The sequence below is a fragment of the Thermostichus sp. MS-CIW-30 genome, assembly GCF_054058015.1.
The window spans coordinates 17,522-33,567 of record NZ_JBSRZW010000014.1; the positions used below are offsets into that span (position 1 = coordinate 17,522).

The 16,046-nt window shown below is 59.6% G+C and carries 13 protein-coding genes and 1 tRNA gene; 9 read left to right on the forward strand and 5 right to left on the reverse strand.

Annotation, left to right across the window (positions count from 1 at the left end; genetic code table 11):
* The first annotated feature begins 6 nt into the window (after window positions 1-6).
* Entirely contained in the window at window positions 7-1,515 is a 1,509-nt protein-coding gene (locus ACVWXW_RS07745) for a UbiD family decarboxylase (RefSeq protein ID WP_457403422.1), read from the forward strand.
* On the opposite strand, the gene ACVWXW_RS07750 is transcribed toward ACVWXW_RS07745, so the two are convergent.
* Together ACVWXW_RS07750 and ACVWXW_RS07755 are read right to left on the reverse strand one after the other, a co-directional pair.
* Entirely contained in the window at window positions 1,512-2,723 is a 1,212-nt protein-coding gene (locus tag ACVWXW_RS07750) for an ABC transporter permease (RefSeq protein WP_414351827.1), read from the reverse strand. The two genes, ACVWXW_RS07745 and ACVWXW_RS07750, sit on opposite strands and share 4 nt — an antisense overlap.
* Window positions 2,720-4,093, reverse strand: coding sequence for an efflux RND transporter periplasmic adaptor subunit (locus ACVWXW_RS07755; protein WP_457403423.1), 1,374 nt, complete (start codon window positions 4,091-4,093; stop codon window positions 2,720-2,722). Before ACVWXW_RS07755 ends, ACVWXW_RS07750 begins: the two co-directional genes overlap by 4 nt.
* 165 nt (window positions 4,094-4,258) lie before the next feature.
* Between ACVWXW_RS07755 and rplS the strand changes: the two genes are divergently transcribed.
* From rplS to ACVWXW_RS07775, 4 genes are all read left to right on the forward strand, one after another.
* The gene (rplS, locus tag ACVWXW_RS07760) at window positions 4,259-4,651 is read left to right on the forward strand and encodes a 50S ribosomal protein L19 (RefSeq protein WP_457384001.1); all 393 of its coding nucleotides are present in this window, start codon (window positions 4,259-4,261) and stop codon (window positions 4,649-4,651) included.
* A gap of 51 nt (window positions 4,652-4,702) precedes the next feature.
* A tRNA-Trp gene (locus tag ACVWXW_RS07765) sits at window positions 4,703-4,775 on the forward strand.
* Window positions 4,776-4,847: 72 nt separating this feature from the next.
* Window positions 4,848-5,672: a tetratricopeptide repeat protein gene (locus ACVWXW_RS07770; RefSeq protein ID WP_457403424.1), complete on the forward strand. Its 825-nt coding sequence runs from the start codon at window positions 4,848-4,850 to the stop codon at window positions 5,670-5,672.
* Between the two features lie 402 nt (window positions 5,673-6,074).
* Window positions 6,075-6,497, forward strand: a complete 423-nt coding sequence (locus tag ACVWXW_RS07775; protein WP_414344534.1) for a hypothetical protein — start codon at window positions 6,075-6,077, stop codon at window positions 6,495-6,497.
* A gap of 151 nt (window positions 6,498-6,648) precedes the next feature.
* On the opposite strand, the gene pgl is transcribed toward ACVWXW_RS07775, so the two are convergent.
* Window positions 6,649-7,380 carry a 6-phosphogluconolactonase gene (gene pgl / locus ACVWXW_RS07780; protein ID WP_457403425.1) on the reverse strand — a complete coding sequence of 244 codons (732 nt, stop codon included), beginning with the start codon at window positions 7,378-7,380 and terminating at the stop codon, window positions 6,649-6,651.
* 86 nt (window positions 7,381-7,466) lie between these two features.
* Complete coding sequence (locus tag ACVWXW_RS07785) at window positions 7,467-8,474, reverse strand: phosphoribulokinase (protein WP_414351832.1); 1,008 nt, start codon at window positions 8,472-8,474, stop codon at window positions 7,467-7,469.
* A 351-nt stretch (window positions 8,475-8,825) separates the two neighbouring features.
* Here ACVWXW_RS07785 and ACVWXW_RS07790 point away from each other — a divergent pair, with 351 nt between their 5' ends.
* Both ACVWXW_RS07790 and leuS read left to right on the forward strand, forming a co-directional pair.
* Window positions 8,826-9,716 (forward strand): ferredoxin reductase domain-containing protein, encoded by an 891-nt coding sequence (locus tag ACVWXW_RS07790; RefSeq protein WP_011434421.1) that lies wholly within the window; start codon window positions 8,826-8,828, stop codon window positions 9,714-9,716.
* A gap of 140 nt (window positions 9,717-9,856) precedes the next feature.
* Window positions 9,857-12,505, forward strand: a complete 2,649-nt coding sequence (gene leuS, locus ACVWXW_RS07795; protein WP_457403426.1) for a leucine--tRNA ligase — start codon at window positions 9,857-9,859, stop codon at window positions 12,503-12,505.
* Window positions 12,506-12,518: 13 nt separating this feature from the next.
* Here the strand turns inward: leuS and ACVWXW_RS07800 are convergent, their stop codons facing one another.
* Window positions 12,519-13,757, reverse strand: a complete 1,239-nt coding sequence (locus tag ACVWXW_RS07800; protein WP_457403428.1) for an RNA-guided endonuclease InsQ/TnpB family protein — start codon at window positions 13,755-13,757, stop codon at window positions 12,519-12,521.
* Between the two features lie 56 nt (window positions 13,758-13,813).
* On the opposite strand from ACVWXW_RS07800, the gene tnpA reads away from it, so the two are divergent.
* Both tnpA and ACVWXW_RS07810 read left to right on the forward strand, forming a co-directional pair.
* On the forward strand, window positions 13,814-14,254 hold the full coding sequence (gene tnpA / locus ACVWXW_RS07805; RefSeq protein ID WP_457403429.1) for an IS200/IS605-like element ISSoc10 family transposase: 441 nt from the start codon (window positions 13,814-13,816) through the stop codon (window positions 14,252-14,254).
* A 205-nt stretch (window positions 14,255-14,459) separates the two neighbouring features.
* On the forward strand, window positions 14,460-15,851 hold the full coding sequence (locus ACVWXW_RS07810) for a TldD/PmbA family protein (protein ID WP_457403430.1): 1,392 nt from the start codon (window positions 14,460-14,462) through the stop codon (window positions 15,849-15,851).
* Window positions 15,852-16,046: the final 195 nt, after the last annotated feature.

A 16,046-nucleotide genomic window follows, 5' to 3' on the forward strand; every position in this document is an offset into this window, starting at 1 on the left:
CCTTTCATGCCCAGAGATCTACGCCGTTTTATTGCTCTGCTGGAATCCCGTGGTCAGCTCCGCCGCATTTCGGCAGAAGTGGATCCGGATCTGGAAATTGCCGAGATTGCCGATCGCCTCTTGGCCTGCGGGGGGCCGGCGCTGCTGTTTGAGCGGGTGAAGGGATCCCGTATGCCGCTGTTGATCAATGTTTTGGGCACGGTGGAGCGCATCTGCTGGGCGATGGGGATGGAGCAGCCGCAGGAGCTGGAGACCTTGGGGAAAAAATTGGCCTTGCTCTACCAGCCACGGCCCCCCAAAACCTTTGCCCAGGCGGTGGAGTTGGGACAGGCGCTGCTTAGCGTCTTCAAAGCGAGACCCAGCCGGGATCTGATCCCTCCCTGTCAGCAGGTGGTGCGGCAGGGAGAGGAAGTGGATCTCACCCAGTTGCCCCTGTTGCGGGTCTATCCCGGCGATGCCGGACGGGTGCTGACCTTGGGCCTGATGGTCACCAAAGACCCGGAAAACGGGATCCCCAACGTGGGGGTGTACCGCCTGCAGTTGCAAAGCCGCAACACCATGACGGTGCAATGGCTGTCGGTGCGGGGGGCAACTCGGCATCTGCGCAAGGCGGCAGCCCTGGGCCAAAAGCTGGAGGTGGCAGTGGCGGTGGGGGTGGATCCGGTGGTGATTCTGGCGGCGGCCACACCCCTGCCGGTGGATCTGTCGGAGTGGCTGTTTGCCGGTCTCTATGCCGGAGAAGGGTTGCACCTGGCCCAGTGCAAAACGGTGGATCTGCAGGTGCCGGCCCATGCTGAGATCGTTCTGGAAGGCAGCATCACCCCTGGGGAAGTGGCCCCCGATGGGCCTGCCGGAGATCACATCGGCTACTACGGCCCCCGCAACGAGCAGGCTCCTCTGATTCGCTTCCACTGCCTGACCCACCGCCGGGATCCCATCTATCTCACCACCTTCAGCGGCAAGCCCCCCAAAGAAAACGACATGATGGCGCTGGCCCTGAACCGCATCTACACCCCCATCCTCAGGCAGCAGGTGCCGGAGATTGTAGATTTCTTTTTGCCGATGGAGGCGCTGGGCTACAAAGCAGCCATCCTCTCCATCGACAAGGCCTACCCTGGCCAGGCGCGGCGGGCGGCTTTGGCTTTTTGGAGCGCCCTGCCCCAATTTAGCTACACCAAGTTTGTGATCGTGGTGGACAAGGATATCAATGTGCGGGATCCACGGCAGGTGCTCTGGTGCCTGTGCTCGCGGGTGGATCCGCAGCGGGATGTGTTTATTCTGGCGGACAACCCCTTTGACACCTTGGACTTTGCCACCGAAAAACGGGGTCTGGGGGGCAAGATGGGCATTGATGCCACCACCAAAATTCCCCCAGAAACCGATGCTCCCTGGCGGGATCCCCTCACTCCGGATCCAGAAGTAGCCCGCCTGGTGGATCGCCGCTGGGCGGAGTACGGCTTGGCGGATCTCAATTGGCAGCCGGCGGATCCCCGCCTGTTTGGATACGATCTCTAGGCCCGCAGGGCCTCAATGGGATCCAGTTGCGCCGCTTTGCGGGCCGGGAAAATGCCAAAGACTAGCCCAATCCCAGTGGACAGGGAGAACGCCACTCCCACTGCCACCCCATCGACTTGGGTGGCCAAGGGGGTGAACACCTGCACCGCCACCAGCAGGCCGCTGCTGAGGAGGATCCCGAGCACCCCCCCGGTCACGGCAATGAAAATCGCTTCGGCGGCAAACTGCTGCAAAATCTGCCGGCTATCCGCCCCAATCGCCTTGCGCAGCCCGATTTCATGGGTGCGTTCCGCAACCGAGATAAGCATCACATTCATGATCCCCACCCCTCCCACCAGCAGGGAGAGGGCCGCCGTGCCCGTCAGCAGCACCCGCAGCAGGCTCAAAATCCTGGCCGACCCATCCAGGAGCACCTTTTGGTTGCGGATGATGAAGTCATCTTCTCCCACCAATTGGTGCCGCTGGCGCAGCAGGTTGCGGATTTGGAACTCGGCAGCAGGCAGATCGGCTTCAGAGCGGGCCGAGACGAAAATCGCCGTCAGCTCTGTGCCGTAGGGGGAGCGTCGCCCGACCAACTGATTGGCCACCACATCCACCGGCAGAAACACTCCGGCATCGCTGTTGCCAAACACCGTCGGCTTCGAGCGCAAAGTGCCGATCACCTCGAAGGGCAAGTTGTTCAGTAGGACGGTCTCCCCAATGGCAGCGGCAGGGTCCAGGCCGAACAACTGGCTGGCGGCATCGCTGCCCAGCACCACCACCGGGCGCTGTTCCTCGATATCCGAGGGCAAGAGGAAGCGGCCTGCCTCGATCTCTAAGTTCAACACCGACAAATACTCCGGCCAAGTGCCGGTGGCCTCGTAGCGGCGATCCACTCCACCTCGCACCGCGCGCACATTGGTGCCCAGGCTGGGGACGGCTGCTGACACGGCAGGCACTTCCGCCGCAATAGCCCGTACATCCTCCAAGGTGAGGGGGCGGATGTTGCCGGCATCAGCTAGGCCCAAGTTGGCCGAAAAGACGATCAGCAAGTTGGTGCCCAGAGAGCGAAATTGATCCACTGCCATCTCTTGGGCAGCATAGCCAAATCCGGCAATGGCCACCACCGCCGCATTGCCGATGAGGATCCCGAGCATGCTCAGCCCGGTGCGCAGGCGATGTCGTCGCACCATTTGCCAGGCCATTTTGGCCGCCGTTGCCAGGCTCATGGCTGTTGCTCCGCTCTTTTAATCAAAGTCTCTAGGTTCACCCCAGGAGGCAGGGCAGTAAAGACCCGATCCCCTGCCTGCAGACCGGAGAGGATCTGGGTAACTCCACCCTGGGTAATGCCCGTTTCCACGCGGCGATATACAGGTCGCCGGGTTTGGGGATCCAGCAGGAGCACGCCTTCCTGGCTTTCCTCCCGGAGGATAGCCACTGAGGGCACCGTCAGAGCCTGAGGCTGGGGATCCCCAATGAAATCCACCGAAACAGTCATGCCGGTGCGCAAAAAGTCGGCCCCAGGCTCCGGTTCAACGAAGACCCGAAAGACGGTTACCTCCCGCACCACCACGGTAGCAGGCGCAATCCGCTTCACCCGCCCCTGCACTACGCGGTCGGGGTAGGCCAGGGAGCGGATCTCCACCGGCTGGCCCACCCGCACCTGGGCAATTTGGGCTTCTGGCACTTCTGCCCGCACCTCAATTCCCTGGGCCAGCGCCAAAATGGAACTGGAAGAAGCTGCGGTGGCATCGGAAGTTGCTGTTGTGGGAGCTACAAAGGATCCCACCTCGGCAAAGCGCTGCACCACCACACCGGAAAAGGGGGCGCGGACTTCGGTGTCAGCCAACCGGGATTGCCGTTGGGCCAGCTCGGCTTGTGCCTGGGCAATTTGGGCTTGAATCTGCTGTAGGGTTTCCGGGCGGCTCCCCAGTTGCAATCGCTCCAACTCCTGTTGAGCAGCTCGTAAATCCGCTTGCGCTTGTTCCAGGCGGGCCAAGCGTTGATCCAGCTCGCTGCGGGCTACCACCCCCGCCTGCACCAGGGCCTGGATGCGCTCTAACTCCCTCTGAGCCAAGTCCACCTGCGACCGGGCAGCATCCACCCTGGCCTGGGCCGCCGCGATCACCTGGGGGCGCTCTCCGGCCTGTTGCTCCGCTAGACGGGCTTGCAGCTCTTGAATGCGGGCTTGGGCTTGGCGAATGCCGCTGGCGAGATCGCCGTAGTCCATCCGGGCCAATAACTGCCCTGCCACCACTTCATCTCCCTGATCCACCAACAGTTCCGCCAGGCGACCCGACTCGCGAGGGCTGACATTCACCTGGCGGAGCGGCTGCACCTGGCCGCTCACCCGCAGGCGTTGGGTCAGATCCACCACTTGAACCGGTACCGTCAATCTTTCCAGCCGTTCTGCCCTCTGCTGCTGCAGCTGACGCTGGATCAGGAGACCGCTGCCCCCTAGGCCGGCCAACAGCAAGCCCAAGAGCATCCAGCCGAAGGGAAATCTCTTGGGGCGGGGTTTGCTCTGGGGCAGAGGCTGCTCTGCAAGCTTGGGAGTAGACAGGGATCCTGTCTTGGGCTCATCGGTGTGCAGGATCACAAAAGTCTCCCGTTTGTAACAAAAGCTTTATCTTTGTCTAGCCTATTGGAAAAATGGGGGAAGCGTAAACACGGTTTCCCGCCTCTTGAGGTCTATTCGGCCAGCTCTGTACAAAAAACAGCGACGATTGTTACCATGGTTAACTGCCGGTAGCGCGGGAAGGCCATGAACGTTCGCATCAACGCTGAGGAGATCATCCGCTCCATTGAAGCTGCCCAGATGAAGTCGGATCTGCCGGAGATTCGGGTTGGGGATCAGGTACGGGTGGGAGTTCGCATCCAAGAGGGGGGCAAGGAGCGGGTACAAGCCTTTGAGGGCACGGTCATTGCCATGCGCCACTCCGGTATCAACCGCACCATTACGGTGCGCAAGGTTTTCCAAGGGATCGGTGTGGAGCGGGTTTTCCTCATTCACTCCCCGCGCATCGAGTCGATTCAGGTGCTGCGGCGGGGTAAAGTGCGTCGGGCCAAGCTGTTCTATTTGCGGGATCGGGTGGGCAAAGCCACTCGTATCAAGGCCAAGACAGAGAGTGCGGATAGCAAGGAACAGCTTCTTTGAAAGGTGGGTGTACCTGCTACACTGGGTAAGCGGGTGTGACCCTAGGCCAATGCGTCCTTAGTTCAGTTGGTAGAACGTCGGTCTCCAAAACCGGATGTCGGGGGTTCGAGTCCTCCAGGGCGCGCTAACCATCAGACCCCCTTCTGTGGCGATGGCTTCAGGTGGGGACACCCCATCCAAGGTGGTTTTTGCAGCCATGAAGTCCGTCAGTGTACCCAACCTACTCCCTGCGCTGCTGCTGGGGCTGCTGTTTTGGCTAGGGATCCCTATCTGGCCTGGATCGGGTGTGGTGGCAACGGCAGCGAGCAACAGGGTAGATCACGAGATCGATCGACTGTTTGAGGAGGCCTTTGCTGCAACTCAGAGGGGAGATTTTGCCCAGGCGGAAGCCCTGTGGACTCAACTGTTGCAGATCCAGCCGGACAACCCGGCCCTGTGGAGCAACCGGGGCAATGCCCGTGTCAGCCAGCACCAACTGCAGGCAGCTCTGGAGGATTATGCTGAGGCCATTCGTTTGGCCCCTGAGGCACCGGATCCCTATCTCAACCGAGGGGCTGCTTTGGAGGGGTTGGGGCGGTGGCAGGAAGCAATTGCCGATTATGAGCGGGTGTTGCAGTTGGATCCCAACGATGCGGCGGCCTACAACAACCGTGGCAATGCGGAAGCAGGGCTGGGCCAATGGCAACAGGCCTTGGCTGACTACCGCCGCGCTACAGAACTGGCTCCCGACTACGCCTTTGCTCAGGCCAACTATGCTCTGAGCCTCTACCAGGTGGGCGAAACAGAAGCTGCCCTGCGCTTGATGCGGGCTCTGGTGCGCAAGTACCCGAAGTTTCCAGATATGCGGGCTGCTCTCAGTGCCATCCTTTGGGTGCAGGGTCGGCAAGGAGAGGCCGAAAGTCATTGGGTGGCTGTGCAAGGGCTGGATCCCCGCTACGCCGACCTGGAATGGGTGAAAACCGTCCGCCGTTGGCCACCGGCAATGGTGGCAGCTCTGGAGCGTTTCCTTTCTCTCAAGTAGTGAGGCTTACGATTGCGGCGGAGGCACTCTGGGTCTTGACTCTGCGCATTGACGAAACGGTTGCTGGGGATCCCCGCAGCTAGAGCCTCAGGTTACATCCTGGCTGGGGGGATGGAGATTGCTAGATTGGGATCAAGCCGAGGGAGGATTCCGGCAGCAGGCTCAACCCAGAGCCAAGAGAGCGCAAAGGGATCCCGGAGCCTCTCGGTAGACTGTGAAAAAGACTGTGTAAAGGATTGCTTCCTGCGACACCTTGTCGCTTTCTTCTTCGTCTGTTTCAGTCCTATCGCGGCGCGTGGTATCAACGTGAGTGCAATGGCTTGTTTCTCTCGCTCTTCTTCCTTCTTCCCTGATGGGAGAGGGAGGCTGCGAAATCACTGGAGCTGGGCAGGGCTGTTGCTCATGGTTCTGCAGCTTGGGCAACCCGCCGTGGCTCAGACGGAAACCCGAGTTTGGAGCGGAACCGGCCAAATTTTGAGCGGCCAGGGGCAGGGGGCGACGGTGCAATTGATCTTGGAAACGGGTGGCGGGCGTATCTGGAGCCAATCGGGGCCGGCCTTGGATGCACCCTTTTCCGGCGGCCATATTTCGGTAACCAGCGGTGATGGCACCTGGCAAATTCAATCGCAAGGGGATCAGTTGTTGGTCACCTTCTACCGCGGCGAGCAGATCATCCGCTGGCAACTGCGGCCCATGGGCGAGATCCCCAGCTCTTCCCCTTCTGCGCCATCCAGCTCCCTGAGCAGTGACTCCGCCCAGCCTGTAGCGTTGCCTGTCCAAGAGCTGGTGATTCCAGTACTGAAGAATTTGCCCGGCAACCCCTGAGGGATCCCTGCCCCGCCGGTTCTCGACCCATGAAACCTGGTGCGTTGGCCGCTGGGGCTATCAAACCTGTGGCCACTGGAATGGGCTGGGATGATTTTGGGGGCGGTGGGCCTGGGGATCCTATCCCATCGGCAGTTAGCCCGCCTGTTGTTTAGCTGAGCAGCGGGACACAGAGCAGGGGCAGTTGAGCTGCTGCCGCCGCATCCAGCAACCACAGCAGCCGTCCTCTGGGGTTTACGCGCTGGCAGGGTAGGTGGGCCTCGGTGGTCAGCGCCTCTTTCACGATGGGGGCTTTGTTCGCTCCGGTTACCAGGAACACCACCTGGGCTGCCTGATTGAGGACGGGATAGGTCAAGGTTAGACGCGGCTCCTGCCCTTTTTGCCCCACCGTCACCCAGCGGTGCTGCACCTGCAGAGCGGCTGTGTCGGGAAACAAGGAAGCTGTGTGGCCATCTTCCCCCACTCCCAGCCATACCAGGTCGAGAGAAGGGCACTCTGTACCGAAAATCTGCCGCAGGGTCGCCTCGTATTCGGCAGCATCGCGAAGGGGATCCCCCGCTTGGGTGGGCATAGGGAAAACTTGAGCCGCCGGGATCCCGATCTGCTGCAGCAGGGTTTCTCGTACCATACGGTAGTTGCTTTCAGGGTGATCCGGGGGAACATAGCGCTCGTCTCCCCAGAACAGCCAGGTTTGTTGCCAAGGGATCCCTGGGGTTTGGGCCAGGGCAGCATACAGCTTCTTGGGGGTGCTCCCTCCCGCCAAGGCCACCGTAAAGCGTCCCCGCTCGCGAATGGCAGCGGCTGACCGAGCTTGCCAAATCTCGATGGCCCGTTGGATTAAGACGGGGCCCTCCGGAAAGATCTCCAACTGGAATCCCTGCATACACCGAAGCCCTACTGCCGACCTATGCTGGGTCAGCCGACCTGCACCAACACTTTACCGAAGGGATCCCCTAAGCGGGGCAAACACTAGGAAGCCACCGCCAGCTCTTTGGCTTCTGCCCGAATTTGCTCGTAGAGGGCGCGCAGCTTCAGGCCCACGATGATCTGAATCAGACCAGAGCCATTGCGGGATCCCGGGTATTCTGGGTGCTTGCGCAACAGTTCCGTCAGCTCGCCATAGTAGCGGGTGGACAAGTTGCTCAGGTGGTTCTCGATGTAGATGACCTCTTCCAGCTTGTCGAAGGTGCCGTCGATCTCCAGAATCGAAACCGGGTGCTCGAAGTAGGTGGAAGGGCCATAGTGGAGGCGGATCCCTGGATAGGAACAAGTCAGCTTTTTGCCGCAGGGGATCCAATCGATGGTGGAGCCTTCGTCAAAGAGATAAACATGGTCGAAGTACTTCACCCCTTCCCGCTGGATCAGCCGCACCCGCAGTACTTTGTGCTCTGGATCCAGCTCCGGCAACAACTGGGTAGGCAAAACCTCAATGACGGCATCGGCGTACTGCTTCTGCACATCGACATAGGCTTCAAAGTCCGGGCGGCGAGCCTCGATTGAGCGCAACACATCTTCGTAGGTGTGGCCCCGCTCCGCCATGTCCCGCTTCACTTTCCAAGCAATCTTGATCTCTGGGGCCAGATCCAAGTACACCTTGAAGTCCAGCAGCTGGCGCACCCGCTCGTCATACATGGGATGCAGCCCCTCCAGGACGATGATGCGGTTGGGCTCCACCAGCTCCGGTGGGTCAATCAGCCCCGTCTCGTGGTTGTAGATGGGCTTCATCACACTTTGGCCGTTCTTAAGCGCCTTGGCCTGCTCGTACATCAGGTCGAAGTTGTTGGCGCGGGGATCGAGCGCCGTGATGCCCTTCTCTTTGCGCTGGTAGCGATCCAAGGAGTGATAGTCATCCAGACAGATGGTGGTAATCAGATCCCGGCCAAACAGATCCCCCAGCCGGCGTAAAAAGGTGGACTTGCCACAGCCAGAATCTCCGGCGACACCAATCATCACAACACGATCAGGACTGCTTGCCATGGGAACTCCTTGGGGACGGGCAGGGCAAAACTGAGAAAAAGGCTCTAAAAAGTTACCAACTGTTACGGCCTTGCATGATACCAAATGAAGCTGTTACATCACAAGCCGCTTGTGGGCCAGAGAGGTGGGCACCCTAAGCAACAATTTAACAAAAAATCCATATTTTTGGCCGATGAGCTTGGCCGGGATTATTTTTCCGGGGTTGCCGCTCTCAGGACGGCCTGGGGGGCTGGCGAAGGTCGTCTGCTTCTCCTCTGACAAGTTCCATTTGAGCAGCCGGGCTGCTGTGGTGTTTGCTATTTTGCTATATGTAAACTCATTTCCTCCCAGTGCCAGGAGCAGATCGCAGGTATGGTTGCCAGCGCAGAAAAGCGAGAGGTTGTCGTCAATCTGTATCGTCCCAACGCACCGTTGATCGGCCACTGCGTGGAGACATACTCCATTGTCGGTGAAGGAGCACCCGGACTGACTAAGCACATTGTGCTCAGCTTGCCGGATCCCAACTACCGCTACCTAGAAGGGCAAAGCGTTGGCATTATCCCTCCTGGCGAAGATGCCAAGGGCAAGCCCCACAAGCCCCGCCTCTACTCGATCGCTTCCACTCGCTTTGGCGATGATGGGGAGGGGCGCACCGTCTCTTTGAGTGTGAAGCGGGCCGAATATGTCGATAGAGAGACAGGCCAGCCGGGGGTGGGGGTCTGCTCCGGCTTCCTCACCGATTTGAAGGCGGGCGATGAGGTGATGATTACGGGGCCATCGGGGAAAACCTTCCTACTGCCCGAAGATGAGAATGCCAACCTGATTTTGATCGCCACCGGCACCGGCATTGCCCCTTTTCGCGCCTTCATCAAGCACCTGTTTGAAGAGGATCCCAACTATCAGGGCAAGATCTGGCTGTTCTTTGGGGTGCCCACCACTTCCACCTTGCTCTACCACGGGGATCTGGAGGCCTGGAAAGCCCAGTACGGGGATCGCTTCCGCGTCGATTACGCCATCAGCCGCGAGCAACAAACCCCCGATGGCAAGAAAATGTACGTGCAAAACCGCATGGCCGAGTACGGCGCCGAGCTGTGGGAGATGCTGCAACAGCCCAACACCTACACCTACATCTGCGGCCTCAAGGGGATGGAGGACGGGATCAACAACGTCATGGGGCCTTTGGCCGAACAAGCCGGTCAGGATTGGAGCAAGTTCCAGAAGGAACTGAAGAAAGCAGACAGGTGGCACGAAGAAACCTACTGATCTCTGCTTGTGATCCCTGCTTGTCGGTTTGTCAGCGCCAATAGGGATCCCGTTCCTTGCTTGAGAGCACTGGCGTGGGGAGTATGTCAAAATGCTTCTATCTCCCAGCGTATGCGCTTTTTTCCCAGGAGCATCGAACCGTGGACGCGCGCTACAATCCCCAGGCCATTGAGAGCAAGTGGCAAGCCCACTGGCGTGAAATCGGGCTGGATCGCACCCCAGAGCTGAAGGACGGGAGCCGCAAATTCTATGCTCTGTCCATGTTCCCCTATCCCAGCGGCAACCTGCACATGGGGCATGTGCGCAATTACACCATCACCGATGTAATTGCCCGCCACAAACGAATGCAGGGATACGCGGTGTTGCACCCGATGGGCTGGGATGCCTTTGGCCTGCCGGCGGAGAATGCCGCTATCGACCGGGGGATCCCGCCGGCCAAGTGGACCTACCAAAACATTGCCCAGATGCGGGAGCAACTGCAGCGGTTGGGCCTGTCCTACGACTGGGAGCGGGAGATCACCACCTGCGCCCCCGACTACTACAAGTGGACGCAGTGGATCTTCCTGCAATTTTTGCAGGCGGGCTTGGCCTACCAGAAAGAGGCGCCAGTGAACTGGGATCCGGTGGATCAGACGGTGTTGGCCAACGAGCAGGTGGATGCGGAGGGGCGTTCCTGGAGATCCGGCGCCCTGGTGGAAAAGCGCATGCTCAAGCAGTGGTTTTTCAAAATCACCGCCTATGCCGACCAACTGCTGGCGGATCTGGAAAAGCTCTCCGGCTGGCCGGAGCGGGTGCGCACCATGCAGGAGAACTGGATTGGCCAATCGGTGGGGGCTAAGGTGATTTTCAAAACCGAGGCAGGGGACGAGCTGGCAGTGTTCACCACCCGGCCCGATACCCTCTGGGGGGCCACCTTCATGGTGATGTCGCCGGAGCACCCCTTGGTGGACAAGCTCACCACTGCCGAGCAACTGCAGGCCGTCAGAGCCTATCAAGCCCAGGCCGCTGCCCGCAGCGAGATCGAGCGCAGCGCTGAAGACCGGGAAAAGACAGGGGTTTGGACGGGATCCTACGCCATCAACCCCGTTAACCAAGAGCGGATCCCCATCTGGATTGCCGACTATGTGTTGATGGGCTACGGGACGGGGGCCATCATGGCTGTGCCCGCCCACGACCAGCGGGATTTCGAGTTTGCCCGCAAGTTCGGCCTGCCCATCAAGCGGGTGGTGCAGCCGCCGGAGGGTTCTCCGGCCTCAGCGGATCGCGCCAGCGGGACGGAGTCCTCAGAACTGCAGGCTGCCTGGACGGGGGAAGGGGTGATGATCAACTCTGGCCCCCTAGACGGGATCCCGGTGGGCAAAGGCCCAGGGCAAAGCGTGGAAAGAGCCATCGCCTGGCTGGAAGCCCAGGGGCTGGGGGAAAAGCAGATCAACTACCGCCTGCGGGATTGGCTGATCTCGCGGCAGCGCTACTGGGGTTGTCCCATCCCGGTGATCCATTGTCCCCACTGTGGCATTGTGCCGGTGCCGGAGGAGGATCTGCCGGTGCTCTTGCCGGAGGAGGTGGAGCTGACGGGGCGAGGGGGATCCCCGTTGGCCCAGCTGGAGAACTGGGTGAAGGTGAAATGCCCCACCTGTGGCGCGGAGGCTCGCCGGGAAACCGATACCATGGACACCTTTGTCTGCTCGTCGTGGTACTTCCTGCGCTTTAGCGATGCCCGCAACGACCAAGAGATCTTCCGCAAAGACCAGGTGAACGCCTGGCTGCCGGTGGATCAGTACGTGGGCGGCATCGAGCACGCCATCCTGCACCTGCTCTATTCCCGCTTTTTTACCAAGGTGTTGCGGGATCGGGGGCTGCTGGATTTTGACGAGCCGTTCCTGCGTCTGCTCACCCAGGGGATGGTGCAAGGGCGCACCTACTACAACCCCAACAAGTCCGGCAAGGATCGCTGGATCCCGGCAGCTCTGGTGAAGGATCCCAACGACCCGCGGGATCCGGAAACGGGCGAGCCCCTGCAAGTTATCTACGCTACCATGTCCAAGTCCAAGGGCAACGGCGTGGATCCTGAGGAGGTGCTGGCCCACTACGGGGCAGATACGGCCCGCATGTTTATCTTGTTCAAGGCCCCGCCGGAGAAGGATCTGGAGTGGGACGATGCCGATGTGGAGGGGCAATTTCGCTTTCTCAACCGCGTCTGGCGGCAGGTGTACGAGTTTGTCGTTCGCGGTGGCGGGACGGAGTCCTTGCAGAGCGGGGCCCCAGAGCTGTTGCCGGCCAAGGTCGAGGTGGGATCCCTGACCAAGGCGGAAAAAGATCTGCGCCGGGCCATCCACACCGCCATCAAGGAAGTCAGCGAAGATCTGGAAAACGATTATCAATTCAACACTGCCATTGCCGAGCTGATGAAGCTGAGCAATGCTCTGGGCGAGGCCGGGATCCCGGATTCGCCGGTCTATGCAGAGGGGATCCGCACGCTGGTGTTGCTGATGGCGCCTTTTGCCCCCCATATTGCGGAGGAGCTGTGGCAGGCGCTGGGGGGCGCAGACTCGGTGCATCGGCAGTCTTGGCCCAGCTATGACCCGGCAGCGCTGGTGGCCGACACGGTGACCATTGTGATTCAGGTGAACGGCAAATTGCGCGGCTCGTTTGAGGCCCCTGCCGAGGTAACGCCGGAGGAGCAGGAACAGTTGGCCCTTCGGTCAGAGGTAGCGCAGAAATATCTGGAAGGGGCAACGCCCAAAAAAGTGGTGGTGGTGCCGAAAAAGCTGGTTAACTTTGTCCTGTGACATACTCCCGCACTCATGCTAACGCAAAGCGCTCCGCGCCGCTAAAGCGAAAGAGTGCGGGCTTCTCAGTGACTCCTGTGAAGGACGTTTCCTGAGCTTTGAGAACGGGATGCCCCACCGCTCTGTATTTGATGTTTATCGCCGCGTTGTGGTCTCGGCCTAGTTCCAGTCCACAATGCGGGCAAGAATGCCATCTGTCTCGAATGGTTTTCGGTACTTTTTGACCGCACTGAGAACAGTCTTGGCTCGTGCCTCTTGGATCCACTGCAATCGCCCTCAGTCCAGCTCTTTCAGCCTTGACTGCGAGAATTTGCAGGAATTGACCCCACCCAGCGTCATAGATGGATTTTGCTAGTCGGGTTCTCGCAATACCTTTGGTGTTGAGCGCCTCATACGCAATATGCTTCCCTTTGCTTACTAGCTTCTTGGCTACTTTGTAGTGGAAATCTTTACGCTGATTGGCCACCTTGAGGTGTGCCTTAGCCACTCGCCTTAAGGCTTTCTTGCGGCGGTTTGACCCTTTCTGCTTACGGGATAATGACCGCTGCAGCCTCTCCAGCCGCTTTTGGGCGCGGCGGTAGTACTGGGGCACTGGGACGGACTCCCCTGTATCGGTCACCAAAAAGGAGTCCAGCCCCATGTCGATCCCTATCGTGTTCTCCAGTGTTGCAGGCTCAAACTCGGGGACGGACGCATCTTGCAGGCTTAATGTCACATACCACCCATCAGCCTTACGGGTGATGGTGGCAGTCTTGATAACAAACCCGTCAGGCAACGGACGGTGTTGAATCAGCTTAATTGCTCCGATTTTGGGCAGATGAATAAACTTCCCTTGAATGCAGTCCTGTTTTACCTGGGGAAAGGTGAAGGAACGATACCGGCCCGCCCCTTTGAATCTCGGCCTTCCTGCCCTCTTGCCGTTACGGTCGCCTTTCAGCCAGCGGTCGAATGCTTTGTGCACCCGCTCTATGCAGTTTTGCAGGACTTGCGAATGGATTGCTTGGTATTCGGGGAACCTTGCTTTGGTATTCACCAAGTCTCGTTTTTGGGAGTAGACATCCGGCCTGTCTTTCAGCTCAGGCAAATGACAGATTAAGGGGCAGGCGTTTATATCACAGCGGTTTTGTTCCCACCAGTTAAGCCGCTCTGCCAACCGATAGTTGTACTGCTTGCGCAACAGCTCCAGCCATTGCTCCATCAGGACAACTTGACTGGGCGTAGGCCGTAGGCGGTACTGATAGGCAGTCCTCATCTTAAGCGTACTCAGAAACCGCTACACTGATTATAGCGCCAGCAGGATTAGCGACCATGAAGCATGATTTTGTTTCCAGCGGCAGAGCTGTATCTGATTTGAAGGCACACTTGGTCTTAACCACCAAGTACCGTCGCAAGGTATTTACCAGCGAAATGCTGCAGCGATTACATGAAGTTATGTATGACCTTTGCCAAAAGTGGGGTTGCAAACTTATTGAGTTCAACGGCGAGGCAGACCATGTTCATCTGCTGTTCCAGTACTACCCGCAGGTGGATCTGTCCAAATTGGTAAACAACATCAAATCCGTCTCTAGTCGCAGGATGAGAAGCGAGTTTGCGGATTACATCAGCAAGATATACCGGAAAAATGTGCTGTGGAATGAATCTTATTTCATCGCTTCATGTGGTGGGGTGACAGTCTCGGCATTGAGCCAGTACATTGAAAGCCAAGGTACTTCCGCCTCTCATCCCGGCCCAAGCGCTCCGCGCCGTTAGCACGTTCGCTTCAGCGGGCCGTAGGCCATACGTCCTACGGACAGAGGGCGGGGCTTCTCGGCGGTTTAGCTAACGGCGGGCCTGGCCAAAATGTTCCGCACTGCTGACACGAACGGGATCGGGGCTTTCACTCGGCGTGGCAGCTCATCGACTTTCCAGGATCGGGCTATGCTGGACTGAGGACTACACCCATCTCCCTGTTGCTATGCGAGACCTTCTGCGCGACATCCTTCGAGACTGCTCTGGCTTTGTGGAACTGCGCTACCACAGCAAGGTGTTCCGCAGCGTCACTGCCGAGAAGGGCCGCCTTGAGCGCACCGCGGTTCGTCGCCGTTCCGGAGTGGGGGTGCGGGTGTTGGAGGCCGGCACTTGGGGCTTTGCTGCCACCGGGGATCCCTCGCCGGCTGCCATTCGGGAGGCCATCGCTGAAGCTCGCCGTGCCGCCCAAGCCAGCGCCGACTACCGCAAACAAAAGCTGGGATCCCTGCCCAGTGTGCGGCTGGCCCAAGGGGAGTTCTGCGAGCCCGGTGTGGAGGAGGTGTTGAACAAACCGCTGGAGGCGAAGATCCAGTTGGCTCTGGAAACCGAGGCGCAGGCCCGGCAGGCTTCCCGCCAAATTAGCTCCGCCAGTTGCACCTACAACGAGATTTACGAGGAAAAAGCCATCGTCACCACCGATGGGGCGGATGTGGCCTTTCGTCTGGTGCGCCCCGAGCTGCGAGTTCAGGCGGTGGCCGAAGCGGACGGCCAGCTCAGCAGTGGCTCCGAGGCCATTGGGGTAACGGGGGGATGGGATTGCCTGTTCCGCTCGGATCCCTTGCAGATGGCGGAAAAGGCGGCTGCTACCGCTGTTGACTTGTTGTCCGCAGGCTACGCGGAAGGGGGATGGGCCACGGTTATTCTGTCGCCTTCCATCGTGGGGCTATTGGTGCACGAGGCCATTGGCCACACTGTCGAAGCGGATTTTGTCCTGGCGGGTTCTGTGGCTGCCGGCAAGCTGGGGCAGCGGGTGGCCAGCGACTGGGTTACTCTCAAAGACTCCGGCCATTCGGAGTTTATGCCAGGGGCAGGGGGAACCCTTCCTGTGGACGACGAGGGCGTTCCTACCCAAAGCACCACCATCATCCAAAACGGCATTCTGGTCAGCTATCTCCACAACCGCGAAACTGCCGCCCACTTTGGGGTGGAGCCCACCGGCAATGCCCGCGCCTGGGAATACGCCGATGAGCCTTTGATCCGCATGCGCAACACCTTCATCGAGCCCGGATCCCAAACGCTAGAGGAAATCATCGCCAGCACTCCCGATGGCTACTTCCTGGATGGGGCCAGGAACGGGCAGGCGGACTCCACCGGCGAGTTTATGTTTGGGGTAGAGCGGGCCTACCGCATTCGCGATGGCAAGCTGGCGGAGTTGCTGCGCGGTGTCACCATCACCGGCAATGCTTTTGAGGTGCTGCAATCGGTGGATGCCGTCTCGCGGGACTTCCTGTGGGACTTGGGATCCGGCCATTGTGGCAAGGGTCAACCGGCCAAGGTGGATGCAGGCGGCCCCTACATTCGCTGTCGGGCCATTGTGGGCGGACAGCAACCTGTGTAGTTATTCCCTTGGCGCTCCACAGCTAGCCCAGAGGTGAAGCCTACAGCTCGCTCTGTAAAGGGGACTGGCAGGCCAGCTCCAGGACTACCGAAAGCTGCTGGCCAGGAGCTACACAGAAACTCTGTCCTGCCGGCACGACTGACCGTGGGGGAGTTCACAGAACAGCCAATCCGTCCGCAAAAATTAGGGATCCCC

Coding starts and splice junctions, on each gene's coding strand:
- ACVWXW_RS07745 (WP_457403422.1), top strand. CDS start 7: ATGCCCAGAGATCTACGCCGTTTTATTGCTCTGCTGGAATCCCGTGGT.
- ACVWXW_RS07750 (WP_414351827.1), bottom strand. CDS start 2,723: ATGAGCCTGGCAACGGCGGCCAAAATGGCCTGGCAAATGGTGCGACGA.
- rplS (WP_457384001.1), top strand. CDS start 4,259: ATGAACGTTCGCATCAACGCTGAGGAGATCATCCGCTCCATTGAAGCT.
- ACVWXW_RS07770 (WP_457403424.1), top strand. CDS start 4,848: ATGAAGTCCGTCAGTGTACCCAACCTACTCCCTGCGCTGCTGCTGGGG.
- ACVWXW_RS07775 (WP_414344534.1), top strand. CDS start 6,075: ATGGTTCTGCAGCTTGGGCAACCCGCCGTGGCTCAGACGGAAACCCGA.
- pgl (WP_457403425.1), bottom strand. CDS start 7,380: ATGCAGGGATTCCAGTTGGAGATCTTTCCGGAGGGCCCCGTCTTAATC.
- ACVWXW_RS07785 (WP_414351832.1), bottom strand. CDS start 8,474: ATGGCAAGCAGTCCTGATCGTGTTGTGATGATTGGTGTCGCCGGAGAT.
- ACVWXW_RS07790 (WP_011434421.1), top strand. CDS start 8,826: ATGGTTGCCAGCGCAGAAAAGCGAGAGGTTGTCGTCAATCTGTATCGT.
- ACVWXW_RS07800 (WP_457403428.1), bottom strand. CDS start 13,757: ATGAGGACTGCCTATCAGTACCGCCTACGGCCTACGCCCAGTCAAGTT.
- tnpA (WP_457403429.1), top strand. CDS start 13,814: ATGAAGCATGATTTTGTTTCCAGCGGCAGAGCTGTATCTGATTTGAAG.
- ACVWXW_RS07810 (WP_457403430.1), top strand. CDS start 14,460: ATGCGAGACCTTCTGCGCGACATCCTTCGAGACTGCTCTGGCTTTGTG.